The organism is Acidovorax sp. KPB24-03, from assembly GCF_057546605.1.
In genome coordinates, this window is the sequence record NZ_BAAJYR010000002.1 from 1 (window position 1) to 23,455 (window position 23,455).

The 23,455-nt window shown below is 67.5% G+C and carries 21 protein-coding genes, 1 pseudogene and 1 riboswitch; of the genes and pseudogenes, 12 read left to right on the top strand and 10 right to left on the bottom strand.

What is annotated here, in order from left to right:
* Window positions 1-826, bottom strand: a pseudogene (locus tag AC27KI_RS00635) (membrane-bound PQQ-dependent dehydrogenase, glucose/quinate/shikimate family); the annotation flags it as partial.
* A gap of 302 nt (window positions 827-1,128) precedes the next feature.
* On the opposite strand from AC27KI_RS00635, the gene AC27KI_RS00640 reads away from it, so the two are divergent.
* Entirely contained in the window at window positions 1,129-2,091 is a 963-nt protein-coding gene (locus AC27KI_RS00640; RefSeq protein ID WP_284404963.1) for a tripartite tricarboxylate transporter substrate binding protein, read from the top strand.
* Between the two features lie 79 nt (window positions 2,092-2,170).
* Here AC27KI_RS00640 and AC27KI_RS00645 read toward each other — a convergent pair whose 3' ends face one another.
* From AC27KI_RS00645 to AC27KI_RS00680, 8 genes are all read right to left on the bottom strand, one after another.
* Window positions 2,171-2,998: an HAD-IIB family hydrolase gene (locus AC27KI_RS00645; RefSeq protein WP_487112216.1), complete on the bottom strand. Its 828-nt coding sequence runs from the start codon at window positions 2,996-2,998 to the stop codon at window positions 2,171-2,173.
* Between the two features lie 114 nt (window positions 2,999-3,112).
* Entirely contained in the window at window positions 3,113-4,975 is a 1,863-nt protein-coding gene (locus AC27KI_RS00650; RefSeq protein ID WP_487112159.1) for a hypothetical protein, read from the bottom strand.
* A 70-nt stretch (window positions 4,976-5,045) separates the two neighbouring features.
* Window positions 5,046-6,848 (bottom strand): hypothetical protein, encoded by a 1,803-nt coding sequence (locus tag AC27KI_RS00655; protein WP_487112161.1) that lies wholly within the window; start codon window positions 6,846-6,848, stop codon window positions 5,046-5,048.
* Window positions 6,845-7,858: a glycosyltransferase family 2 protein gene (locus AC27KI_RS00660; protein WP_487089704.1), complete on the bottom strand. Its 1,014-nt coding sequence runs from the start codon at window positions 7,856-7,858 to the stop codon at window positions 6,845-6,847. Before AC27KI_RS00660 ends, AC27KI_RS00655 begins: the two co-directional genes overlap by 4 nt.
* The gene (locus tag AC27KI_RS00665) at window positions 7,855-8,208 is read right to left on the bottom strand and encodes a DMT family transporter (protein WP_284429749.1); all 354 of its coding nucleotides are present in this window, start codon (window positions 8,206-8,208) and stop codon (window positions 7,855-7,857) included. Before AC27KI_RS00665 ends, AC27KI_RS00660 begins: the two co-directional genes overlap by 4 nt.
* Before the next feature lie 21 nt (window positions 8,209-8,229).
* Window positions 8,230-9,696 carry a hypothetical protein gene (locus AC27KI_RS00670; RefSeq protein WP_487112163.1) on the bottom strand — a complete coding sequence of 489 codons (1,467 nt, stop codon included), beginning with the start codon at window positions 9,694-9,696 and terminating at the stop codon, window positions 8,230-8,232.
* Window positions 9,693-11,321: a peptide chain release factor 3 gene (locus tag AC27KI_RS00675; RefSeq protein ID WP_284429751.1), complete on the bottom strand. Its 1,629-nt coding sequence runs from the start codon at window positions 11,319-11,321 to the stop codon at window positions 9,693-9,695. Before AC27KI_RS00675 ends, AC27KI_RS00670 begins: the two co-directional genes overlap by 4 nt.
* A 193-nt stretch (window positions 11,322-11,514) precedes the next feature.
* A complete protein-coding gene (locus tag AC27KI_RS00680) occupies window positions 11,515-12,552 on the bottom strand; it encodes an acyltransferase family protein (RefSeq protein ID WP_487112165.1) in 1,038 nt (345 codons plus the stop codon).
* A gap of 151 nt (window positions 12,553-12,703) precedes the next feature.
* A riboswitch (S-adenosyl-L-homocysteine riboswitch) is annotated at window positions 12,704-12,800 on the top strand.
* A 69-nt stretch (window positions 12,801-12,869) separates the two neighbouring features.
* On the opposite strand from AC27KI_RS00680, the gene ahcY reads away from it, so the two are divergent.
* From ahcY to AC27KI_RS00705, 5 genes are all read left to right on the top strand, one after another.
* A complete protein-coding gene (gene ahcY, locus AC27KI_RS00685; RefSeq protein WP_317353075.1) occupies window positions 12,870-14,300 on the top strand; it encodes an adenosylhomocysteinase in 1,431 nt (476 codons plus the stop codon).
* Between the two features lie 136 nt (window positions 14,301-14,436).
* Entirely contained in the window at window positions 14,437-15,438 is a 1,002-nt protein-coding gene (locus AC27KI_RS00690; protein WP_487112167.1) for a TlyA family RNA methyltransferase, read from the top strand.
* The gene (gene metF, locus AC27KI_RS00695) at window positions 15,435-16,277 is read left to right on the top strand and encodes a methylenetetrahydrofolate reductase [NAD(P)H] (protein WP_487112169.1); all 843 of its coding nucleotides are present in this window, start codon (window positions 15,435-15,437) and stop codon (window positions 16,275-16,277) included. Before AC27KI_RS00690 ends, metF begins: the two co-directional genes overlap by 4 nt.
* A gap of 49 nt (window positions 16,278-16,326) precedes the next feature.
* Complete coding sequence (locus AC27KI_RS00700) at window positions 16,327-16,929, top strand: hypothetical protein (protein WP_317353067.1); 603 nt, start codon at window positions 16,327-16,329, stop codon at window positions 16,927-16,929.
* Complete coding sequence (locus tag AC27KI_RS00705; RefSeq protein WP_487112171.1) at window positions 16,895-17,551, top strand: septal ring lytic transglycosylase RlpA family protein; 657 nt, start codon at window positions 16,895-16,897, stop codon at window positions 17,549-17,551. The genes AC27KI_RS00700 and AC27KI_RS00705 overlap by 35 nt, the downstream gene beginning before the upstream one ends.
* A 10-nt stretch (window positions 17,552-17,561) precedes the next feature.
* Here AC27KI_RS00705 and AC27KI_RS00710 read toward each other — a convergent pair whose 3' ends face one another.
* A complete protein-coding gene (locus tag AC27KI_RS00710) occupies window positions 17,562-18,455 on the bottom strand; it encodes a 23S rRNA (adenine(2030)-N(6))-methyltransferase RlmJ (protein ID WP_272565115.1) in 894 nt (297 codons plus the stop codon).
* Window positions 18,456-18,703: 248 nt separating this feature from the next.
* On the opposite strand from AC27KI_RS00710, the gene AC27KI_RS00715 reads away from it, so the two are divergent.
* The 6 genes from AC27KI_RS00715 (at window position 18,704) to erpA (ending at window position 23,382) form a co-directional block, all read left to right on the top strand.
* Complete coding sequence (locus tag AC27KI_RS00715) at window positions 18,704-20,623, top strand: serine/threonine protein kinase (protein ID WP_487112173.1); 1,920 nt, start codon at window positions 18,704-18,706, stop codon at window positions 20,621-20,623.
* Between the two features lie 162 nt (window positions 20,624-20,785).
* Window positions 20,786-21,214: a 50S ribosomal protein L13 gene (gene rplM / locus AC27KI_RS00720; RefSeq protein WP_092745280.1), complete on the top strand. Its 429-nt coding sequence runs from the start codon at window positions 20,786-20,788 to the stop codon at window positions 21,212-21,214.
* Window positions 21,215-21,225: 11 nt separating this feature from the next.
* On the top strand, window positions 21,226-21,618 hold the full coding sequence (rpsI, locus tag AC27KI_RS00725; protein WP_092745279.1) for a 30S ribosomal protein S9: 393 nt from the start codon (window positions 21,226-21,228) through the stop codon (window positions 21,616-21,618).
* Window positions 21,619-21,783: 165 nt separating this feature from the next.
* On the top strand, window positions 21,784-22,497 hold the full coding sequence (locus tag AC27KI_RS00730) for a DUF6776 family protein (RefSeq protein WP_284429758.1): 714 nt from the start codon (window positions 21,784-21,786) through the stop codon (window positions 22,495-22,497).
* A gap of 61 nt (window positions 22,498-22,558) precedes the next feature.
* On the top strand, window positions 22,559-22,957 hold the full coding sequence (locus AC27KI_RS00735) for a bactofilin family protein (protein WP_272565112.1): 399 nt from the start codon (window positions 22,559-22,561) through the stop codon (window positions 22,955-22,957).
* Between the two features lie 59 nt (window positions 22,958-23,016).
* A complete protein-coding gene (gene erpA, locus AC27KI_RS00740; protein WP_487112175.1) occupies window positions 23,017-23,382 on the top strand; it encodes an iron-sulfur cluster insertion protein ErpA in 366 nt (121 codons plus the stop codon).
* Window positions 23,383-23,455 lie beyond the last annotated feature (73 nt).

Consider the following 23,455-nt stretch of genomic DNA (forward strand, 5'->3'; position numbering starts at 1 on the left):
AGGTCAGGTGCTGCAGCGCCAGTTCGCCTTTGCCCTGCACCTGGGTGTCGTAGCGCCAGACCTGCGCGCCGGTGGTCGCGTCGAGCGCAATGACCGACTGGTGCGGGGTGCACAGGTACAGGCGGTTGCCGACCTTCAGCGGCGTGACCTCGAAGGTCGTCTCCTGCGGATCGCCGGGCTCGCCGCGCACGTCGCCGGTGCGGTACTGCCAGGCGACCTCCAGGCCGCGCACGTTGTCGGGGGTGATCTGGCCCAGCGGGGAGTAGCGCTGGCCCTCGCCGGTGCGGCCGTAGGCATGCCATTCGCCGGGCGGGATGGTGCCGTTGTCGCCAGGGCTGCCAGCCGCGGCGGGCACCGCCGTGGTGGGGGTGGGGGCGGCATGCGCGGCGAAGGCGCCGGGTACGTCGTGCGCGTCATGGAACCACGAGGCCACGGCCACGGCCAGAAAGGCCGCCAGCGTCACGCCCAGCGCGCGGCGCGGGCCGCGCTGCGATGGCGAGACCAGGCCGCGGGACACCCAGGGCGTGAGCAGCAGCACCCCCAGCACGAAGAACACGTCGCCCCGTGCAGCAAGCGGCCACCAGTCCAGCCCGGCCTCCCACAGTGACCACAGCAGCGTCACCAGCACCAGCCCGGCATAAACCCACAGGGCGGCGGGGTTGCGCTGGGCCAGCATCCAGCCGGCGAGCAGGGTGGCCAGGCCCGCGGGCAGGTAGTACCACGAGCCGCCCAGGGCGATGAGCCAGACCCCGCCGACGCCGATGGCCAGGCCGATCACGACGAGAAGCACCCCCAGGAAAACAGGCGCGTGGCGTTGGTTGGGCATGACCATTCCTCTTGAATAGGCAGTTCCCGGGCATGGCCTGCGGCCGGATGTGCGGGGGTTGGGGCTGGGAAGCGGCACGCTGGAAGTCGCGTGCGCCGGGGGTGACGTTAAGCGGGCACCCCGCGCCGCCGTGTCGGTTCCGCCCGTCGCCCCATGTAGGACGAACGCACCGGGCCCCGGCACCGGTGCTTTGGAGCCTTGCATGACGCGTGCGCGACAGGGCCTCAGGGTTTCCGGCCTGCAGGGATGGGGCTGCCCTGCGCTGCAATGGTGGTTGCTTACTTTGCGAGAACCGACCGACCATGCAGCGCCGCCATCTCATGCAGCTCGGGGCCGCGGCCCTGGCCGCCCCCGCCCTCACCGCCCGTGCCCAATCCTTTCCCGCCCGGCCCATCAAGCTGGTGATCGCCTTCCCGGCCGGCGGGCCCACCGACATCACCATGCGCGTGCTGGCCGACAGCGCCGGCAAGGCGCTGGGCCAGCCGGTCATCGTGGACAACAAGCCCGGCGCCGGCGGCACGCTGCCCGCGCAGCTGCTGCAGTCCTCGGCGGCCGACGGCTACACCGTGGCGCAGATCCCGCTGGGCGTGTTCCGCATGCCCTACACCACCAAGATCAACTGGGACCCGGTCAAGGACATCACCTATGTGCTGAACGTCACGGGCTACGCCTTCGGCGTGGTGGTGCCGGCCGACTCGCCGTTCAAGACCTGGGCGGACTTCGTGGCCTATGCCAAGGCCAACCCCGGCAAACTCAGCTACGGCTCCACCGGCACGCTGACCAGCCCGCACCTCACCATGGAGCTGGCCGCGCAGCAACTGGGCCTGCAACTGCTGCACGTGCCGTACAAGGGCAGCGCCGACCTGATGCAGTCCATCCTGGGTGGGCAGATCATGGCCGCGGCCGACTCCACCGGCTTCGCGCCGCAGGTCGAGGCGGGCAAGCTGCGCGTGCTGAACACCTGGGGCGCCGAGCGCCTGGCGAAATTCCCCGATGCGCCCACGCTCAAGGAGCTGGGCATCGACGTGGTGCAGAACTCGCCCTTCGGCATCGGCGCGCCCAAGGGCACGCCGCCGGACGTGGTCAAGCGCCTGCACGATGCGTTCAAGCAGGCGATGGACCAGGAGTCCTACCGCACCGCGCTGGCGCGATACGACATGGTGCCGATCTACATGGACAGCGCGCGCTACCGCCAGTTCGCGCAGGACACCTTCACGCGCGAGAAGGCACTGGTGGAAAAGCTGGGCCTGGGCAAGCCGCTGTAATCCCTCGCGCACCGGGATGGAGCGCCGCTTGCGATGGATCGATTTGCTATGAAAATAATAGCTACAAGGGCAATATTTTCTAGGGCATGCGCCCTATCGCACCCAAAATGGCCTGCGCGACCTCGGCAAAGCCCGCGCCGCGCTCGCCCCGGGTGACGTAGCGCGGCCGGTGGCGCAGCTGCGGCACGAAGCGCGCCACGTTCGCCACGCCCACGCTGTGGGCGAAGCGCTCGAACATCAGCTGGTCGTTGGTGGAGTCGCCCACGTAGACCCATCGGTCGATCTCGGCGTCCAGGTCGCGCCCCAGGCGCTCGCGCACGATCCAGCGGGCGCCCTCCAGCTTGTTGTGCGCCCCGAACCAGCCGTTGACGTGGATGCTGCTCACCGTGGCATGCATGCCCGCCGCGTGCAGGCGGTCCACCACCTGGTCGATGGCGGCCTGCGGCAGGTGCACGAACTCGCTGTGGTCGATGGCGATGTCGCACTCGCGCCCGGCGGAATCGGTGGCGCGGCGCGCGCCCGGCACCTCGCGCTCGATCTGCGCCAGCACGGCCTGCATCCGCGCGTAGTTGGCCGCCCGCGTCGGCGCATCCTGTTGATACCATTTCGATAGCACGATGCCGGCGTTTTCATTGTGCTCGAGGGCATTCTGGTTCCGCTCCGCCACCAGCGCCACCGCGCCGTTCTCCGCCACGATGGCGTCCACGGGCCACGCGGCCGCGAAGGGCTCGCTCCAGCCCACGGGGCGCCCGGTGATCGGGATCACATGCAGGCCCGCCGCTTTCAGGTCCGCGATGGCGGCCAGCGCATCGGCAGTGATGGCGCCATCGGTGGTGAGGGTGTCGTCGATGTCGGTGAACACCCCGGCGAGGGTGGCCGGCGGCTGCCAAGCGGCCAGAGGCTGCAAGGTGGCGGGGAGGGGGGAGGGCGAAGGCATGGCGGTGGCAGGGAAAGGCGTGGCCGGAAAGTAGGGGGACGCGCGATCAGGGCCTGGGCCGCCCGCGGGGGCGTCCCCAGGCCCTCAGCGCTTGGCGAACTCGATGATGGCCCGGTAGAAGCGGTCGGAGCCGTCCTTCGTGTTGTCCGGGCCCAGCTCCATGCGGTTCACGCCGTTTTCGGCGCTGCCCTTGAACCGGTTCGGAATGACGGAAAAGTAGTACGGGCTGATGAACCGCGCGCCGCCGGCGTAGTGCGACTGCATGGCCGCCAGGTGGGCGCCGTCGCGCTTCCACTGCTGTGGATTGAATTCGGGCACGCCGTAGTCGGCGATCTTGCGTTCGGCCAGGAACCCACGCACCCAGTCGCTGTCGGTGGCGCCGCCATACAGGTTGATGCCGTGCTTCCAGGGCAGCGAGCCGTGCAGGGTCTGGTCCGCCGCGAAGAGCTGCGGGTTCCAGGAGGAGTTCACGTTGGGCACGATCTGGTGGGAGTACAGCTTGTCGGCCGGCAACCCTTCGCTCGAGGCGATGCGGTGGAACTCGCCCAGCAGCCGCGCCACCTGCTGCTCGCGGTAACGGTTCCAGTCCCGCGCCAGCGGATTGAAGAGCACGCCCTGCTGCGGCTTGGGCAGGTCGAGCCACGAGCGCACGCCGGGCAACTCGCTCGCGGCCTTCATGCCGAAGACCTCCGGCGGGCGGCGGTTGGGCGGTGCCACGCGGCGGTCGCGCGGCATCACCGTGAATTCGGTCTGCGCCACCTCGAAGCGCGCTCCGCCCACGCGCGCCACGATCTGCGCCATGTGCTTGCCGGGGCGCAGGGCGCTGAAGTCCACGTCGGTGCGAAAGCCCACGTTCGGCGTGGTGACCTCGTCCAGCGCGCGGTACACGTCCAGCCGGTTGTAGCCGCGCGCCACCGGGCCGATGTAGCGCGCATCCAGGTACAGGTCGAGGCCGGTCACGCGGCCTGCGGGGTCCCACAGCCAGCCGGAGAGCGGCAGGGTGCCGTCGGCAAAGGCGTCGTAGTGCTCGCCCAGGCTGCTGGCCGGCTCGCGGCTCACATCGTGCGACGGGGCGGGAACGGTGTTGAACGCGGCGTAGGCCGTCCCGGCCTGCCGGTTCAGCGCCGCGATGCTGCCGTACTGCTTGGCCAGGTAGGCCTGGAAGCCCGCCACCGAGGCCGGGCTGTAGTCGGTGGTGCGGATGTTCTGGTACTCGCCCATGCCGTGTTCGAAATCAGGGAACAGGTGGTGCAGTTCGCCCGCGAGCGTGATGGCGACGATGCGCTGCTGCTGCTCCGCAGGCAGGGCCTTGATGCGCCGGGCCACGTAGCGCAGGGCCTCGTAGCGGTAGCGGTTGACCGGAATGCTCGCATCCGTCTCCAGCGTGTAGGGCGCGATGCGGTAGCCGAAATAGCCCAGCTCCAGCGGCTTGCCCCCGGGCAGTTGCATGAGGTTGCGCGGGTCTTTCTCCAGCTCGTCGGTCAGGGGGCCGGCGGAGTCGAAATGGTCCCCGGCCAGGTACAGCACGACGGGGCGTTTCACATCGGCGACGAGCTGCAGGAATTCATCGACCCGCGCCGTGTCGATCTCCCAGCCCGTGGCGGTCCTGCGGTACAGCGCCAGCAACTGGAGCGTGGACGTGAAGCCGATCTGCACCTGACCGCGCGGGCCGCCGGGCTCCAGTGTGTCGAGCAGGCGGTTGATCGCTGCCGCGCCCGTGCGCTTGCGCGCGCGGCACAGATCGATGGCGGCTTCGTAGGTCTTGATCCGCGGATCGTTGGCGGCCTCGTCGCACACCATCGTGCCGACGATGGTCGGGGCGACGATGAACGGCGCGCGCGCCGGGCGGGGGGGCGGTGTCCGCGTGCGCAGCGGCTCCCAGCAGGGACAGTGCCGCCGCCAGAATCCGGTGAGCGTTGAAAAAGCGCATGGCAGAGTGTCCGTCAAGGAAAAGAACTGCAAGGCCATGTCCGGCCGTGCAGAAGGGCCCCGGTGGGGGCTGGGAAAAAGCGGATCCTCAGGGCGGGCTGAGCGCCTTTTCCCGGTAGAAACGTCCTTCGCTGGCCTCGTACAGGCCCAGATCGCCGAACTGCATGCGCGTGCCCGGCTTGCAGTGGAACTCCATCGTCAGGCGCCCTGGCGGGCCGGGCATCACCAGCGGCATCGTGCCCCAGGTGATGTCCTGTCCGGCCTTCAGTCCGTCCAGGCGCACGAGGCTGGCGCGTGCGGCACCGTCGGGCCGGGTGTAGCCCACCCACAGGCGCTGGCACTGGCCTTCCAGGCGCTCCAGCGGCAGCCGCAGGATGGAGATGCCATCCATCTTGAAGGCCTTCGCGCGCCACTCGACCAGGGCTTTCCCGGACGCCATGGGCACCTCGGCCGCGAACGGGTCGCCCTCCCACCCCTGGGTCTGGACCGTGCCAGGCTCGGCCATCTGCAGCAGCACGGGATGCCCGAGGCTCAGGTCGGGCATGAGCGGCGTGCTGGCGCGCAGGTGGTAGTAGCCCAGCCCGATGCCCGCCACGATGGTGGCCAGGGCGCTGCCCAGGGCCATGCCCCGGCGTGGCTGGCGCCACAGCATCGCCACGCCTTGTGCGGCCAGCAGCACGAACAGGATGTCTAGCGCGCTGATGCTGTAGCGCGGGTTGTAGAGCACCGGCACGTGCACCGCGCACTGGTAGGCCGCGGCGCCGGTGGCCATCCACACCATCAGGTGCCGGCGCCCGCCCCACGCACCCAGGCATGCCAGGATCACCAGCACCACGCGCCAGGACCGGTCGTTCATGACATGGCGGTCCAGGTGCGCGCGGCTGAAGAACAGCACGGCACCGAGCTTTTGCACGTACATCTGCGCCAGCACCGGGAAGGGCGTTTCGCGCAGCATGGTCTTGGCCACGGCCATCAGGCGGCGGTCGCCCTCGATCGAAAGGTGCCCCTGGCCGTCCGTGATGGTGGACTCATCATGGACCAGTCCGAAGTACGGCGGCTCGTAGCCGGACAGCACGGGGTTGCTGCCGAAGTACAGCGCCGCGCCTGTGCCCGTGGCGACAATGGGCCGGCCGAATTCCTCGTTTTGCCGCGCCATGTAGGCGCCCACCAGCGCGAGGGCGATCAGGTGCACCGCCGCGATGCGCACGGCCGCGCCTCGTTGCGCGCCCTGCAGCTTGCGCGATGCGGCGAAGAACGCCACCACGGCGAACGGCAGCCAGTACATGTAAGTTCCGCGGGTCAGGGTGGCCGCGGCGAGGGCCAGGCCCGCCAGGACCACGGCGCCGATCCGCCAGCGCGCTGCGCGCGTACCGGCCGTGGTGTCTACCGCATAGGTGGTGGCCCAGAGCCACACGGCAACCAGGAACACGAAGGGCGCTTCGCCCATGAGGACCGCCCCGGCCTCCACCAGCATGTGGGGCAGCACGAACAGCCAGGCCGCGGCGGCGGCGGCCACGCGGCCGCCGATCTTGCGTGCGGCATCGAACGTGAGCACCAGCGCCACGAGCGAGATCGCGAGATTCGCCGCCTTCACGGCCACCGGGTCCGCCCCCGAAAGCGCCATGTAGACGACTGCGCCGGGCGCCACCTTGAGCATCTTCGGATCGCTGAACAGCTGCGCTGCGTCCTCCAGCAACTGGCGCGCCAGCGGCAGGTAGGTGTGCAGCGAGTCGAACGGGATTTCCACCCGCGTGAGCACTTCCACCGTGCGCGCCGCGTAGAAGATGAGGGGCACGACCAGTCCCCACAGCATCCAGTGCAGTGTGGCGCGCTCGGACGGTGCGAGGGTGTGGCTGTCGTTGGGAGCGATGTGGCCCGGGGAGACGCTCATGGCGCGGCCTTCCCGGCTGGATCGGCGGCGGCATCGAGGTCGTCCGGATGCAGGTAGGTGCTCAGGGGCTCGGTGGGCACGCTGCCCACGTCGTAGTGCAGGAACGCCACCAGGAACTGGATGCCGATGAGCACCGGCAGCGCCGCCAGCATCACGGTGCCGCTCGTGGCCGGATGGGTGCCGTAGGCGCTGTTGATCCAGTGCATCGCCCCGAACAGGCCCCCCGCCAGCAGCAAAAGCATGCCGAAGAGGCTGTAGATCGAGCCCACGTTGAAGTCGCGCACCAGGTAGCTGTACACGTAGCGCCGGGCCAGGCGCGAGGCGTGCTTTTTCAGGAATTCGGGCAGGACCTTGCCGATCTTGAGGTTCGATTCTTCGTCCGCGTACACGGCGTCCATGGGCACGTCGCGCACCACCGCCCGCAGCGTGTTCAAGCGGAACAGCATGTCGGTTTCGAAGAAATAGCGGCGCTCCAGCTTGTCCAGCGGAAGCTCGCGCAGCACGCTGGTGTGGATGGCGGTGTAGCCGTTCGTCGGGTCCATGATGGACCAGTAGCCGCAGCTGAGCTTGGTCATGAACGACAGCACGGCATTGCCGAACAGGCGCATCCCGGGCATGCCGCGCACCGATTCGGGCCGGAAGAAGCGGTTGCCCTTTGTGTAGTCGGCCCGGCCGTCCTGGATGGGGCGCACGAACAGCGGCAGCAGGCGGGGGTTCATCTGGCCGTCGCCGTCGATCTTGACCACGATGTCGATGCCGTCCGCGACGGCCTGGCGGTAGGCCGTGACCACGGCCCCGCCCACGCCCTGGTTCTCGGGGTTGAACAGCACCTGCACGCGCGGGTCGGTGCAGTGCTGCTGGACGAAGGCGCCGCTGCCGTCGGGGCAGGCGTCGTCCACCGCGTAGATGCGGGACACGCTGGCCGGAATCGTGCGGATCACCTCCAGCACATGCTGGGTGACCTTGTAGCAGGGGATGGCGACCGCGACGCTCATGGTGTGCTTCGTCATGCCGAAGCCCTCCCCGCCACGGCGATGCCTGCCAGGATCAGCGCGCCCCCGATGAAGGTCTGCAGATGCAGCGGCTCTTCCAGGAACAGCCACCCCAGCGCCGGCACGATCAGGAAGGCCAGGCCCATGAACGGATAGGCCAGGTGCAGCGGCGCGCTGCGCAGCACCCAGATCCACAGCAGCGTGGTCACGCCGTAGAGCGCCAGGGCCACGATGAGCCAGCCGTTGAAGATCCAGTCGGTCAGCACCGGCTGGGCCGGCAGCATCATGGCGGCCTTCTTGAACAGCAGTTGCCCGAGCGAGATGCCGAGCACGCACAACAGGGTCAGGGACGTGAGTAAAAGGGACATGGTGAGAAGGCTGGGGGCGTGTCATGCCGACACGGAGCGGGCCGGGCCGGGGCGGCGCAAGGCGAAAGCGGGAAGCAGGGCCAGGGGCAGGGTGAAAAACGGCAGGAGGTAACGGTATTCGCCCGCTGTGGACAGCAGGAAGATGGCCACCAGCTGCACGGCCATGGGCAACGCCACGATCAGCAGGGGCAGGTCGCGCCGGGCGATGCCCCGGCACAGGGCCCACGCCAGCAAAAGCATGCCGAGCCAAGGGGTCCACAGCAGCCACCGCCATGCATGGCTGGCCTTTTGCAGGGCGATGAAGCGGCGCTCCACGCCGCGCAGGTCGAACTGGCGAAAGACCGACACCCCCTGCGTGCGCTGCAGCACGTAGGTGGCGTAGGTCACGGAGGGAAAGCCGCCCTGCGCGAGCGCGGCGGCCAGGAAGACGTTGACCCGGCTGGCGATGAAGTCGGGCAGGTTCTGCCAGAGGTTGTAGGTGAGGAATTCACGCACCAGCGCCTTCTGGTCCGGCTGCGGCAGTCCTTGCACCTGCGGTCCCTCGGGGTGGAAGACGAGCATGTCCCAGTACGCCGGGTCGGCATAGGCCTGCAGTTGCGGCAGGGGGCGGTAGCGCCCGAGCATCTCGATCGTCGCAGGCGACACCTTGGGCCGGTCCAGCACCCAGGGATCGTTCATGTGGGGATACTGGTCCCACAGGCGGTTCATGGCCCGGGGCTTGAGAAAGTTCACGGTCTCGAAGACCACCATGGGATAGACGGCTTCCTGTGTCCTGGACGGATGCAGCTGGTGGCCCGCGAACATCGCCGCGCACACCGCACCGATGACCGCCGCCAGCGTCCAGCGGCTGCGGCGCTCCAGCACCAGCAGCACGGCGACCGCCGGCAGCAGAAAGACGATGCCGTTCGGCCGGGCGAAGGCCGCGAAGGGCAGCGCCACGGCCACCATGGCCAGCGAGGCCGCGCCCATCGTGCGCTGGCGGGCGGCCAGCCACAGCTCGAACAGCAGGCCGCAGGACGCCACGGCGAAGATGCCGTCCGGGTACAGCGTGCCCATGAAGTAAATCATGTGCGGCGCCAGACACACCAGCACCAGCACCACCGCGAAGCTCTTTCTCAGGCCCTGCCGCCAGTACCACGCGAGCATGCGGGCGAAGATCAGCGCGCACAGGCACAGCAGCACCGCCACGGGCACCTCCACCCGCCGCGTGCCTTCGTAGAACAGGCGCACGAAGTAGTACCAGAAGACGGTCTTGCCGGAGCGGAAGTCGCCTGCGCGCTCCACCTCCAGCAGGATGGAGACCGAGTCTTCCCCCAGGATGCCCGGCCAGAAGGCCATCAGCCAGGTGCCGTACAGCGCCATCAGGGCGCTCCAGATCACCAGGAACGGGGTGGCTGCCCGCCAGCCATCCCGCGGGGCGCGGACCGCGCGGGCAATGGACGGAGATGGCAGCGTCGCTCCCACGGCCGGGCGATGGTCTGCGCTCAACCGGCGGCCTGCAGCGCCAGGCCGGCGTGCTCGCGCAACGGGTGGAAATGGATCTTGGGAAACCGCTCCTGGGCCAGGCGCACGTCGTAGGGCGAGGTGCACAGGTAGGCCAGCGTGTCGGCTGCGTCGTGCGCGAGCCGCAGCGGGTAGGCGTCAGTGAACGCCCGCAGGTCGGCCGGGCTGTCGGCGGTGATCCAGCGGGCGCCGGTGTACTGGCAGCCCTCCAGCCGCACGTCGGCGTCGTATTCGGTCTTGAGGCGGTGCTGCACCACTTCGAACTGCAACTGGCCCACCGCGCCCAGCAGCATGGCACCGCCGGCGTCGGGCTTGAAGACCTGGATCGCGCCTTCCTCACCGAGCTGGGCCAGGCCCTGCTGCAGCTGCTTGGTGCGCAGCGGGTTCTTCAGGATGACCGTCATGAACAGTTCGGGCGCGAAGAACGGCAGGCCGGTGAACTGCAGGCTGGCGCCGTCGGTGATGGTGTCGCCCAGTTGCACGCCGCCATGGGTGGTGAAGCCGATGATGTCGCCGGCATAGGCCTCTTCCACCGCCTCGCGGCGCTGCGACATGAAGGTCACCACGCTGGTGGGGCGCAGTTCCTTGGCGGTGCGCTGCACCTTGAGCTTCATGCCCGGCGTGTACCGGCCCGAGGCCACGCGCACGAAGGCGATGCGGTCGCGGTGGTTGGCGTCCATGTTGGCCTGCACCTTGAACACCACGCCCGAGAAATTCTGGTCTTCGGGCTGCACGGTCTTCTCGACCGGCTGCTTGTTCACCTGCAGGCTGCTCAGGCGGGGACGCGGCGAGGGGGCCAGGTCCACCAGCGCATCCAGCACTTCCATGACCCCGAAGTTGTTCACGCCGGAGCCGAAGAACACCGGCGTCTGCTTGCCGGCGAGGAAGGCCTCGTGGTCCCAGGTGGGCGAGGCGCCCACGGCGAGTTCCATGCTCTCGATGGCGGCGTCGAATTCGCTGCCGAAGCGCGCGCGCAGGTTGGCGGCGTCCGACAGGGGAATGGTCTCGAAGTCCTGCGGGCGGCGCTCGCTGCCCGACTCGAACACCGTCATGGCCTGCGTGCGCAGGTTGATGATGCCGCCGAAACCCTTGCCCTGGCCCACGGGCCAGGTCATGGGCACGCAGGGCATGCCCAGCTCGCGCTCGACCTCGTCCAGGATGTCCAGCGGTTCGCGCACTTCGCGGTCCATCTTGTTCACGAAGGTGATGATGGGCGTGTCGCGCTGGCGGCAGACCTCGATCAGGCGGCGCGTCTGCGCCTCCACGCCGTTGGCCGCGTCGATCACCATCAGGGCCGAATCGACGGCGGTGAGCACGCGGTAGGTGTCTTCCGAGAAGTCCTTGTGGCCCGGCGTGTCCAGCAGGTTCACCACGTGGTCGCGGTAGGCCATCTGCATGACCGAGCTGGCCACCGAGATGCCGCGCTGCTTTTCGATCTCCATCCAGTCGCTGGTGGCGTGGCGGCTGGCCTTGCGGCCCTTGACCGCGCCCGCGATCTGGATCGCGCCCGAGAACAGCAGCAGCTTTTCAGTGAGCGTGGTCTTGCCCGCGTCCGGGTGGGAAATGATGGCGAAGGTGCGGCGGCGCCGTGTTTCGGAGACGTAGGACACAGTGTTTTTTTGGTGAGGGGCGCGGCGCACGCGGGTGGGCCGAAGTACGGGCGCCAGGGCCGGCGCGCTGGCGTGCCGCCGCGGAGGGCGCCCGCGGAAAAGTGGCCGTATTCTAATGGCGGCCCTCGTGCCGGACCTCGGTGGGACCGCCCCGGCCCGGCCCCGGGGCCGCCGCCTTGGCCCCTCGAAGGGGTCAGGGAGCCGCTTGGGGCGTCACGGGCGCCCGCCCGAACCACCGCTTGAGCCGCAGCGCCGGCGATTCCACCAGATGCCAGGAGGCATAGCCTGCCACGGCGGCCAGCGCCACCGACAGCAGCAGGCTCGGAATGAACGCCAGATCGGGCCAGAGCGCATACACCGACTGCTGCACCGGACAGCCGTACAGATAGATGCCGTACGACGGGTCCCCGCCGCGCTGCAGGAAGGCCAGCGCGGGCACGTTCAGCGAGCCGATATGGATCAGCAGCGGCGGCAGCAGGAGCAGGCCCGCTGTGTGCTCCATCTGCAATCCGAAGAACAGCATGGCGGCCAGCGGCGCCAGCAGGAGCAGCAGCCGGCCGGAGCGGGCCTGGAATGCATCGCGGAAGACGGCGATGAGCGCGCCATAGGTGAAGTAGGCGGGGTATTCGAACCAGTGCTGCATCTCGCCGGTCAGGTCGGCATTGCGCGCGGTGAGAAAGAACGCGAGATAGGCCACAGCGGCGAGGCCGGCGAGCCAGCGAGACCGGAACACGCCCAGCAACCCTGCGCCTGCCAGCACCAGGTAGCACAGGCTTTCTATCGGGATGGTCCACAAGGGCCCGTTCATCAGGTGCTTGATCGGGTTGTTTTCGAACACGCCCGGCAGGTAGGGGTAGTCCCTGATCAGCAGCAGGTTGCGAAAGTAGCCGAGCGTATCGGGGTGGGCCAGAAAGTCCGCGGCCGGCATCGAGTTGAAGAAGATTCCGAACAGAAAGACGTTGGTGAGCACGGCGAACAGCACCCCGGGCCAGATCCGCAGGAACCGCTTGGACAGGAACGCCAGCACCTTGGGCTGGCGCAGCCAGCTCTGGGTGACGAGGTAGCCGCTGATCGTGAAGAACGTCATCACCGCCACGCCACCCACCATGTCGGAATGCAGCCAGGTGGGCGACGCGGTGTGCGTGATGTGGAAGTGGTGGCTGAAGATCACCGCGCTCGCCGCGCAGATGCGCATCAGATCGAACAGGTTGCCCCGGTGCTGTGTGGACATTGTCTCTGGGTTCTTCTGGCCCTTTGCGGGCGTATCGCTGGTTGTCTTGTTGTCAGGCCGGCACCTCGAATCCATGCCGGTCTCTGCTCTGTAGCGTGCCACGGTCGGCGCGCTGGCATGGGCGCGAAGCGCGATGTCCTTATAATCGCCGCTTTCCGAGGAGCGTTGCAGCGTCTTTACCCCCGGTGCCCGGTGTGCGGCAGGGACGCGAGGCTCGGATCATCATTTTGCAACGACGCTCGCCCACGCTTCTTGTGCGGTGAGTGAGCCATTCCCCTCCGATGCGTGGTTTTTTACCTTCTTTACCGGAGAAAACCATGAGCGCAGTTCTCAAGCCCCAGGCCGACCAGGCCATCGCCGACCTTTCCCTTGCCGCATGGGGCCGCAAGGAAATCCGCATCGCCGAGACCGAAATGCCCGGCCTGATGGCCATCCGCGACGAGTTCGCGGCCAGCCAGCCGCTCAAGGGCGCGCGCATCACCGGCTCGCTGCACATGACGATCCAGACCGCCGTGCTGATCGAAACGCTCAAAGCCCTGGGCGCCGACGTGCGCTGGGCTTCGTGCAACATCTTCTCCACCCAGGACCACGCCGCTGCCGCCATCGCCGCCACGGGCACGCCGGTGTTCGCCATCAAGGGCGAGTCGCTGGAAGACTATTGGGACTACACCCACCGCATCTTCGACTTCGGTCCCAAGGGCAGTGCGGGCGAAGGCCCCAACATGATCCTGGACGACGGCGGCGATGCCACGCTGCTGATGCACCTGGGCCAGCGCGCCGAGAAGGACGCCTCCCTGGTCGCCGGCAACGGTGCCAGCGAGGAAGAGCGCATCCTGTTCGCCGCCATCCGCAAGAAACTGTCGGAAGACGCGACCTGGTACACCCGCAAGTCGGCCGAGATCATCGGCGTGACGGAAGAAACCACCACCGGCGTGCACCGCCTGAACGAGATGTCCGCCAAGGGCACGCTGCTGTTCCGCGCGATCAACGTGAACGACTCGGTCACCAAGTCCAAGTTCGACAACCTGTACGGCTGCCGCGAGTCGCTGGTGGACGGCATCAAGCGCGCCACCGACGTCATGATCGCCGGCAAGGTCGCCGTGGTGGCCGGCTACGGCGACGTGGGCAAGGGCTCCGCCCAGGCGCTGCGCGCGCTGTCGGCCCAGGTGTGGGTCACCGAGATCGATCCCATCAACGCCCTGCAGGCCGCCATGGAAGGCTATCGCGTGGTGACCATGGACTACGCCGCCGACAAGGCCGACATCTTCGTGACGACGACGGGCAACAAGGACATCATCACCCACGACACCATGGTGAAGATGAAGGACCAGGCCATCGTCTGCAACATCGGCCACTTCGACAACGAGATCGACGTCGCGTCGATCGAGAAGTACGAATGGGAAGAGATCAAGCCCCAGGTGGACCACATCACCTTCCCGGACGGCAAGAAGATCATCCTGCTGGCCAAGGGCCGCCTGGTGAACCTGGGCTGCGGCACGGGCCATCCGAGCTTCGTGATGTCGTCGTCGTTCGCCAACCAGACCATCGCGCAGATCGAGCTCTTCACCAAGCCCGATGCCTACGAGGCCGGCAAGGTCTACGTGCTGCCCAAGCTGCTGGACGAGAAGGTCGCGCGCCTGCACCTGAAGAAGGTCGGCGCCATGCTGACCGAACTGACGGACTCGCAGGCCGCCTACATCGGCGTGAGCAAGAGCGGCCCCTACAAGCCCGACACCTACCGCTACTGATCGGGCGGGGCTTCGCGCCCCGGGGCGGCGGCCGGTGACTCCGGCCTGTTTGCCCTGTTTTGCTATAAAAATAATAGCTTCTTGCGCTAGATAAATATGCGCTGGAGGCCCTTTTGACTCTGAAAAGGACGGGCGCATGCGCGCAGACGTGTATCTGGTGGACAAGGGCCACGCCGCGACCCGGTCGCAGGCGCAGCGCCTGATCGCGGCCGGCGTGCAATGGCGGCTGGCACCCAGCCTGCCCTGGCACAAGGTGGCCAAGAACGGTGACGAGATTCCGGACATCGCCGAAGTGCAGTTGCTCGACCAGTCCGAGGCGCGCTACCTCTCGCGCGGCGGCCTCAAGCTGGAAGGCGCGCTCGTGTCCGCGGGCCTGGACGTGGCGGGCTGGCGCTGCCTGGACGTGGGCCAGAGCACCGGGGGCTTTACCGACTGCCTGCTGCAGCGCGGCGCGGCCCAGGTGATCGGCGTGGACGTGGGCCACAGCCAACTGCACGACCGCCTGCGGCAGGATCCGCGCGTGGTGGCCGTGGAAGGCGTCAACGCCCGGTCCCTGACGGCCGCATCGTTGCAGGACGCCTGCGAGGACGCCTTGTCCGAGCAGGTCGAGCAAGACCCCGACGACAACGAGACCCAGCCCGAAGCGCCCTACGGCTGGATGCGCAACGGCGGCCTGATCGACGACGAGTACGACGACAGCGACGATGCCAAGGAACACGACGTCGAAGCCTTCAAGGCCGAGCGCTCTGCCCGGGCGCGGGCCCGCGCGGAGGGCGCCCTGCCCACCGTGCGCCGGCGCCGGGCAGGGCTGGAGCAGGTGGACATCACCCCGGTGTTCGATCTGGTGACGGGCGATGTGTCGTTCATCTCGCTCACGCTCATCCTGCCGGCGGTGGCGCCGCTGCTCAAGGCCGGCGGCGACCTGCTCATGCTGGTCAAGCCGCAGTTCGAACTGCAGCCCGGCCAGGTGGGCAAGGGCGGCATCGTGCGCGATGTGTCGCTCTACGCCGTGGTCGAGCAGCGCATCCGCGGCTGCTGCGCGGAACTGGGCCTGACAGTAGCCGCCTGGATGGACAGTTCCATCGATGGCGGCGACGGCAACCGTGAATTCTTCGTCCATGCAAGGAGGGCGGCATGACTGCCTCCAATCCACCCTTACCCGTCAGTTTCGAATTTTTCCCCCCCAAGACGCCCGAAGGGGCCGAAAAGCTGCGTGCCGTGCGGCAGGCGCTGTATGCCCGGCGGCCCGAGTTCTGTTCCGTCACCTACGGTGCGGGCGGCTCGACGCAGGAGGGCACCTTCACCACCGTGCGCGAGATTCTGGCGGAGGGCGTGAGCGCGGCCTCGCACTTCTCGTGCATTGGCGCCACGCGCGAGACGGTGCGCAGCCAGCTGGCCACGCTCAAGGCCATGGGCGTGAAGCGCCTGGTGGCCCTGCGCGGCGACCTGCCGAGCGGCTACGGCGCGGGCGGCGAGTTCCACTACGCCAGCGATCTGGTGGCCTTCATCCGCGCGGAGACGGGCGATGACTTCCACGTGGAAGTGGCCGCCTACCCGGAAGTGCACCCCCAGGCCCGTTCGCCCGAAGCCGATCTGCAGGCCTTCGCGCTCAAGGTGCGTGCCGGCGCGCACTCGGCCATCACGCAGTACTTCTTCAATGCCGACGCCTACTTCCGCTTCGTGGACGACACGCGGCGGCTGGGGCTGGATGTGCCCGTGGTGCCGGGCATCATGCCCATCCTGGGCTCCACGCAGCTCATGCGTTTCTCCGACGCCTGCGGCGCCGAAATCCCACGGTGGATCCGCATGCGGCTGCAGGGTTTTGGCGACGACACGGCCAGCATCAAGGCCTTCGGCCTGGACGTGGTCACCGGCTTGTGCGAGCAACTGCGCGACCGTGGCGTGCCGGGCCTGCACTTCTACACGATGAACCAGAGCGCCGCCACGCTGGAGATCTGCCGCCGGCTGGGCCTTTAGACGCCGGCGGCCACTCCGGTAATATCGCCCCTTCGTTTTTCTGCCCACTATGACGTCCGCCTTCGCTCCCCTGTTGGTCGCCACCCTGTGCTGCGTGGCGTCTGCCCCGTCGTGGGCCCAGACACGGTACGTCTGCCGGGATGCAGCGGGCAACAGCTTCACGATGTCGCGCCCCTGTCCCTCCGGCACGACGACGTCGGTGGCGGCCACGGGGCCTGTCGCACCACCTCCGGCGTGGCGCTATGAGCCCCCGGTGCGCTCCGTGCCCGAAGGGCCGGCGTACCAGCGCTACATGAGCGCCCGTTGCCGCTCCCTGAGCGACACGCTGCGCGGAGGCTCCTCCGGCATTCAGCCCGACGCCTATGCTGGCATGCGCCGGGAGTACCAGCGCGACTGCCACGACGAGGAATCCGACGCTTCCTCCCGCTATTTCAGGGAGCAGAGCGAGGCGCGCAAGCAGCGGCAGGAGCAGGAGCAGCAACTGCGCGTGGCAGCCCAGGCCTCCCGCGAAGAGGCCACGCGCCACGCCGAGCAATGCCGGGAGTCGCGCCGCATTCTCACCGCCAAGCGGGCCCGCACGGACCTGACCGAAGGCGAAAGAAAGGACTTGAAGCGTTTTGAAGACGCCTACGAAACGCGCTGCCAGCGCTGAACTGCCCCACCGCCTCGGTGCGCTGTTGTCTGGCGCGCTGCTGTCGTGCGCCCTGGTGGCCTGCGCGGTCAAGGCGCCTGCGCCTGGCGACGACACCATTGCGGCGACGCAAAAGCCATTGATTCCCCTGCCGGCGCCAGCCCAGCCGCCCCGCGCATCGGCCCCTGTGAAGCCCCCGCCGGCCATCGCGGGTGAGGCGCCCTCCAAACCGTCGGACGCGGATGCGTCCTCCGAGAGCGATGCCGCCGATGCGTTCGTGCAGGAAGGCTTGGCCTCCTGGTACGGGGCCCGGTTCCACCGCCGCCGCACGGCCAGCGGGGAGCGCTTCGACATGAACGAATTCACTGCTGCCCACCGCACCTTGCCCTTCGGCACGCGCGTGTGCGTGCGCAGCTTGGTGACCGGCCGCGCCGTGCAGGTGCGCATCAACGACCGCGGGCCCCACTCGCCCGGCCGCATCATCGATGTGAGCCGCGCCGCCGCCGGGGCGCTGGGATTGCTGGGGCTGGGCACCAAGCCGGTCGTGGTCTCCCAGGCGCCGGAAGACGCCGCGGCGCAGTGCCCTGATGCCTCGGTTTCCGGCCTGTCGCAGGCCAGCCCGCTGCCAGCCTCTGGCGAATAGGCGGGCGGGCTCAGCCGCCCGACTCGAGCGTGTGCGAGGCGTGGTGGTCCTGCGCCAGCAGCTCAGCCATCTGCGGCAGTGCGGGCTTGAGCGCCGCTTTCAGCGTGAACGGCGGATTGATCAGGAACATGCCGCTGGCCGGCAGCCCCGGGCGGCGGGCCTGTCCGTCCGCGGCGCCCGTCACCTTGCTCGATTTCACGGTGAGCGTGGCATGCAGCCACGACTTGCCGGCCTTGGTGGCCAGCGTCTTGAGCCGCCGTGGCAGGTCATGGGCTTCGGGCCGGGGAATGATCGGGTACCAGACGGCATAGGTGCCTGTCGCAAAGCGCTTGAGCGAGTCTGCGGCCATGTCCAGGACGCGCCCGTAATCGCTCTTGATTTCATAGCTGGGATCGCACAGCACGAGAGCGCGGCGGGCCGGTGGGGGCAGGAATTTCTTGATGCCTTCGAAGCCGTCCTCATGCAGCACCGCCACCTGGCGGCCGGCCTCCAGCTGGGCCACATTGCCGGCCAGCGCGCGCAGGTCGGTCGGGTGCAATTCGAACACCTTGAGCTTGTCGCGGTCGCGCAGCAGGCGCTGCGTGATGAAGGGCGAGCCGGGATAGACCCGCGTCACGTTGCCCTGGTTGAAGGCGCCGACCATGTCGACATAGGCTTGCAGCGCGGGCGCCAGGGGCTCTTTGAGCACGGCAGGTGGTACCAGGCGAAGGATGCCGTCCCCCGCCTCTCCGCTCGTGGCGGCGTAGTCGCCGTCCAGGCGGAACAGGCCGGCGCCGGCATGGGTGTCCAGCACGGTGAGCGCTGCGTCTTTCTGCGTAAGGTGTTGCAAAGTGGCAATCAGCACCGTGTGCTTGAGCACATCGGCGTGGTTGCCCGCATGGAAGGCGTGGCGGTAACTGAACATGATGGGCCAATGGTAACCACGCACCGCCCGGTGCCGCGTGATCGTGCCCGCTTCGTCATGGCGCAGTGGGGGCCCGGGCGCTGCCGGGGCGATGGCTTGGAGCAGTCGCCGGGCGCCTTGTTGCCGCCAGGGAGCGGGCTTGCTGCATGATGGCGGCTTCGGCCAATGTGTTGCAATCCATCCACTTGTCCGTTGCCGGGTGCGCCGTTGCTGGTGCACCATTGCCGCCCGAAAGCCCAGCCGTCACCATGTCCGCCATCACCAGCACCGAACCCCCGACCGACGTCCACCACGTCGACGCCCTGCCGGCCGGGACGCGTCTGGGAGAGTTCGAGGTGCTTTCGCTGCTGGGGGTGGGCGGGTTCGGCATGGTCTACAAGGCATTCGACCATTCGCTCCTGCGCTTCGTGGCCATCAAGGAATACATGCCGTCGGCGCTGGCGGCGCGCGCGCAGGGCAGGTCGCTGTGGGTGCGGTCTTCCACCCAGGAGCAATCCTTCCAGGCGGGGCTGGCCTCGTTCGTGAGCGAGGCCAGGCTGCTTGCCCAGTTCGACCATCCCTCGCTGGTGAAGGTCTTTCGCTTCTGGGAAGCCAATCACACCGCCTACATGGTCATGCCGCTCTACACGGGCATGACGCTCAAGCAGGCCCGCGCGCACATGCGCACGCCGCCGCCCGAGGCCTGGCTGCGCAAGATGCTGTGGTCGGTGCTGAGCGCGCTGCGCGTGCTGCACGACGGCCAGACGCTGCACCGCGACATTTCGCCCGACAACATCTTCCTGCAGGACAGCGGTCCTCCCGTGCTGCTGGACCTGGGGGCTGCACGCCATGCGATCAGCGACCACGGGCACCAGCACACGGCGGTCCTGAAGGTCAATTACGCGCCCATCGAGCAGTACAACGACGGCGAGAGCGATCTACGGCAGGGTCCGTGGAGTGATCTCTACGCCCTCGGCGCCGTGGTGCATGGCAGCCTGTGCAACGACACGCCGCTGCCGGCCACGCTGCGGTCGATCCGCGACCGCATGGTGCCGTTCTCACGGGTGGCCAAGACCGTGCGGCGACAGTTCGGTGTGGAATATTCCACGCCCTTCGTGGCCGCGATTTCGCAGGCGTTGGCCCTGCGGCCGGATGAGCGTCCCCAGAGCATCGACGAATTCCTGCGCACCATGGACATGGTCGCTCCGCCGGAGGGCATCGACCAGTTCGATTTTCGCGCCGAGCTGGGCGATATCTGGGTGGAGCCGGCCGACCGGCGTGGTACGGGCGTGGCGGTGCCCATGATCGACATCACCTCCGTGCCTCTGCCGGCGGTGGGCGTACCCTTGCCTGCGCCTCTGGCCGCTGCGGTGGAGGCGCCGACGGTGGACACGGGTGCGCAGTTGCACATCGATCGGCAGGAGGCTGGCGACACCGTGGTGTCCGATGGGCAGGACACGGTTTTCATGGATGGAGGACAAGAGGTGGCAGATACCGTGACAGGTGGCGATACGGTTTTCGAGGAGCGCCGTCCTCAGCATCCAGAAAGGCTGGGGCGTCCGAAGACCCGCCGAAGCCAGGCTGCGGGCGAGGAGGCCCCGGCATCGGCAGTCGCTGGCGTGCGCCGCCGTCCCTTGCTTTGGGCGAGCGCCGGCGTGGTGGCTATGGCTGTGGTCGCTGCCGGACTGTGGTGGAACGCCTCGCGCGACACGCCCCATCCCACCAAGTACACCCCAGAAGACCAGATCATCACGGAACTGGCCGAGCCGCCAGCGCCGGTGGCCTCTGCACCCGCCGAATTGATCCCCGTGGTCGATGAAGCGGCCACCGCACCGGCTCTGCCGGCCGCATCCGCAGCCTCGGTGGCCGCAGCGCCCGCATTCGTCGTTGCATCGGCACCACGGCCCAAGCCTGTTCCTCGCAAGGTGGCCGAGCCCACGCCTGCGGCCGTGGCCGCGGAAGCGCCTGCATCGCCCGAGCCTGCGCCGGTTCCAGCCGCCACGCCCAAACCGGCGGTCGCACGCGTGGCAGGGCCGGACGAAGCGTGCGCCAACGCCGGATTCATCGCCCGACCGATGTGCATCCACCAGCAATGCCAGAACGCGGCGGTGGCCAACCACCCGCTGTGCGTCGAGAATCGGCGCCGGCTGGAAGCCGAAGAACGCCGCCGCACGATGCTGTCCCAATAGCCCTGCCTTGGCATTTTCCCGCCACTTCGTATAATGGCTGGCTTCGCAGCGCTTTTTTGGTCCCGCGGCGGAGCATTCATACCACCTAAGAGGCTTCCTTCAGAGATGCACCGACCGTGGAAAAGGACCGACAAACCCCCCGTTCTTTGAAAAGAGAAACTCATGTCTACTTTCAGCGCAAAGCCCGCTGAGGTCGTGCACGAGTGGTTTGTGATTGACGCGACCGACAAGGTCCTCGGACGAGTAGCCAGCGAAGTTGCTCTCCGTTTGCGCGGCAAACACAAGGCCATTTACACGCCTCACGTCGATACCGGTGACTTCATCGTCATCATCAACGCCGCTCAGCTCAAGGTCACCGGCACCAAGTCCCTGGACAAGGTGTACTACCGCCATTCGGGCTATCCCGGCGGTATCACGGCCACGAACTTCCGCGACATGCAAGCCAAGCACCCCGGCCGCGCGCTGGAAAAGGCTGTCAAAGGCATGCTGCCCAAGGGTCCCCTGGGCTACGCGATGATCAAGAAACTCAAGGTGTATGGCGGTGCTGAGCATCCCCACACCGCCCAGCAGCCCAAGGCGCTGGAAATCTAAGGAGCCTTGAGATGATTGGTGAATGGAACAATGGCACCGGCCGTCGCAAGTCCAGCGTCGCCCGCGTGTTTCTCAAGAAGGGTTCCGGCAAGATCACTGTGAATGGCAAAGACATTCAGCAGTATTTCGGCCGCGAAACCTCGATCATGATCGCCAAGCAGCCGCTCGCGCTGACCAACCATGTCGAAACCTTCGACATCCAGGTCAACGTGCACGGCGGCGGTGAATCCGGCCAAGCCGGTGCCACCCGCCACGGGATCACCCGCGCCCTGATCGACTACGACGCAACGCTGAAGCCCGCACTGAGCCAAGCCGGCTTCGTGACCCGCGATGCACGTGAAGTCGAACGGAAGAAGGTCGGTCTGCGTTCTGCACGCCGCGCCAAGCAGTTCTCCAAGCGTTAAGCTTCGCCGCTGCAAAAGACTGCCATGCCGTGCTGGGCCTTTACAAAGGCTGCAAGAGCGACGTGTCAGTCGGCCGAAAGCACTTTCGGGTGCTTTCCGGCTTCAAAAAACCGCCTGTCCGGCGGTTTTTTCATTTCTGCTCCTCCATTTGTTGAATAGGGAAACATGCGACTCAAGCTGCTACGTCGCCGTTTGACCATCAGTGCGCCGCGGGTGTCGGTCCGAAGCGCGATGCCATGGCCTGTCCGCTGGGTGCTGCTGGCCATTTTCTTCGGCCTGTGCGCCGCGCTGGCGCTCTGGGCCTTCGAGTTCGGCAAGAGCATCGCAGGGCTGGATTCCCGCTCCCGGGCAGAACTGGTGCGCTTGCGCGAAGAGGTAGCCCAGTTGCGCGAGGAGCAGCGGCTGCAAAAGGACACGTCGAGTTCTACCGGCACGCTGCTGACCGCCGAGCGCACCACGATGGATCGCCTGATGGCCCAGATGCGCCAGCTGGAGGCGGACAACCGCGCCCTCCGGGACGACCTGGGCTTTTTCGAAAAGCTCATCCCGGCGGGCAAGACCGAAGGGGTCAGCATCCGTGGACTGCAGGCCGACGTGGTGGGGGGCAGCCAGTTGCGCTGGCAGGTGCTGGTGATTCAGCCGGTGCGCAACGCGCCCGAATTCCGTGGGCGGCTGGAGTTGATGCTGGCAGGTACGCGCGATGGACGCCCCTGGACACAGGCGATTCCCGCGGATGGGCAACCCCTTCAGTTCCAGCAGTACCGCCGGGTGGAAGGGTTGTGGCCGTTGCCCGGCAATGCCGTGGTAAAAACCGTGACCGCGCGGGTCTTGGAGGGCAGTGCGGTGCGTGCCACCCAGACCCTGAGCATCGAAGAATAGCGGCGGTGGCGGCGTCAGCAATGGGCCCATTCCCTCCCGTGCCAACCGACTGGAGTGTTCCATGTTCTCTCGCAAGAAGCAGCCCCCGATCAAGAGCCTGATCGCCCATGGCACCCGCATCAACGGCGAAGTGCGGTTTTCCGAGGGCCTGCGGATTGATGGCGAGGTGGCGGGGGACGTGCGGGCCAGCGACGAGCAGCCCAGTATCCTGGTGATATCGGAGTCCGCCCGGGTCGAAGGCGCGGTGCATGCAGCCCACGTGATCGTCAATGGCACGGTTCTCGGACCGGTGCATGCCGCGGAACTGCTGGAGCTGCAGCCCAAGGCCCGCATCACCGGAAACGTGCACTACAAATCGCTTGAAATGCACCAAGGAGCCACGATATCGGGACAGATGAGCCCATCGACCGTGCTGGTCGAGGAAAAACCCACACTGAAGTTGGCGTCAAACGCCAGCTGACCCACATTTGAGGGGTGTTGCAGTACCATCGACGGCAAACCCTCCCGAAGGAGCACTCCATGAGCGCCGTAGCCGAAAACATCCAGACCAAAATGCCCGCCCCGATTCTGTTCACCGACAGCGCGGCGGCCAAGGTGGCTGACCTGATTGCCGAAGAAGGCAACCCCGACCTGAAATTGCGTGTGTTCGTCCAGGGCGGCGGATGCTCGGGCTTCCAGTACGGTTTCACGTTCGATGAAATCACGAACGAAGACGACACCACCATGACCAAGAACGGTGTGTCGCTGCTCATTGATGCCATGAGCTACCAGTACCTGGTCGGTGCCGAAATCGACTACAAGGAAGACCTGCAGGGCGCCCAGTTCGTCATCAAGAACCCGAATGCGACCACCACCTGTGGCTGCGGATCGAGTTTCTCCGCCTGATGGCGCGATTTTTCGCCTGACTCGAAAGCCGCCTTCGGGCGGCTTTTTGCTGGGCACGTGCGGCGGAACCCAT